A 1,310-nucleotide genomic window follows, 5' to 3' on the forward strand; every position below is an offset into this window, starting at 1 on the left:
TGAACCGCCCCGGGAATCCTGGAGACTAAACTCTTTGAGAGAGAGGTAAACAGGATGACTAAAAACACACGTTTTTCCCCGGAGGTTCGTCAGCGCGCCGTCCGTATGGTTCTGGAAAATCAGAACGACTATGACTCACAGTGGGCAGCTCTCAGTTCCATCGCCCCCAAAATAGGCTGTACGCCTGAGACCCTGCGTATCTGGCTACGTCAGTATGAACGCGATGCCGGAGGCGGTGATGGTGGCCTCACCACTCCTGAACGCCATCGCCTGAAAGAGCTGGAGCGGGAAGTTCGTGAGCTGCGCCGCAGCAACGATATCCTGCGCCAGGCTTCCGCTTATTTTGCGAAGGCGGAGTTCGACCGCCTCTGGAAAAAATAACACCTCTGGTGGACGCGCTGTGCAACGAACATGGGGTCGGACCGGTATGCCATGAACTGGATATCGCCCCGTCGACATATTACCGGCATCAGCAACATCACACTCATCCGGACAGGCGCAGTCTGCGGGAGCAGCGTGACGACCTTCTGAAAACGGAGATAAAGCGCGTGTACGATGAAAACCACAGAGTATATGGCGTACGCAAAGTGTGGCGTCAGTTACTCCGGGAGCACATCAGCGTGGCCAGATGTACGGTGGCACGGCTGATGAAGGCCATGGGGCTTGCCGGGGTACTCCGGGGCAAAAAGGTCAGGACTACCGTCAGCCGAAAAGACGCTGCCGCAGGTGACCGGGTAAACCGCCAGTTCGTGGCTGAACGGCCAGACCAGCTGTGGGTGGCAGACTTCACGTACGTCAGCACCTGGCACGGCTTTGCTTACGTGGCGTTCATCATCGACGTGTTCGCGGGTCGTATCGTGGGCTGGCGGGTGTCGTCATCGATGGAAACGACGTTCGTACTGGATGCGCTGGAGCAGGCGTTGTGGGCCCGACGGCCGACAGGAACTATCCATCACTCAGATAAAGGCTCGCAGTATGTGTCGCTGGCGTACAGTCAACGGCTTAAAGACGCAGGGCTGCTGGCATCAACGGGCAGCACCGGCGACTCATACGACAACGCAATGGCAGAGAGCATCAACGGCCTTTATAAAGCAGAGGTGATACACCGGAAGAAATGGAAAAACCGAGCCGAAGTGGAGCTGGCAACGCTGGCGTGGGTGGACTGGTACAACAATCGCCGGCTGCTGGAAAGACTGGGGCATATCCCTCCGGCAGAAGCCGAACAGGCATATTATGCTTCCATCGGGAATAAGGATCTGGCAGCCTGAGTTCCCAACTAAAATACTCTCCAGGAAAACCGGGGCGGTTCA

1 protein-coding gene and 1 other annotated feature are annotated in these 1,310 nt (G+C 56.9%); the gene reads left to right on the forward strand.

Annotated features, from left to right (window positions below; translation table 11 throughout):
• Positions 1 to 54: 54 nt before the first annotated feature.
• Positions 55 to 1,268 (forward strand): IS3 family transposase gene (locus ACSZO4_RS25565; RefSeq protein WP_437891884.1). Its coding sequence is split into 2 segments (ribosomal slippage): positions 55 to 343 and positions 343 to 1,268, totalling 1,215 coding nucleotides; the frame shifts between segments, so codons are not numbered across the junction.
• Positions 336 to 452 (forward strand) — a sequence feature (AL1L pseudoknot). Its footprint overlaps the gene before it by 117 nt.
• Positions 1,269 to 1,310: the final 42 nt, after the last annotated feature.

This window comes from Phytobacter sp. V91 (genome assembly GCF_965644225.1).
Classification (GTDB): Bacteria; Pseudomonadota; Gammaproteobacteria; order Enterobacterales; family Enterobacteriaceae; genus CBFFRJ01.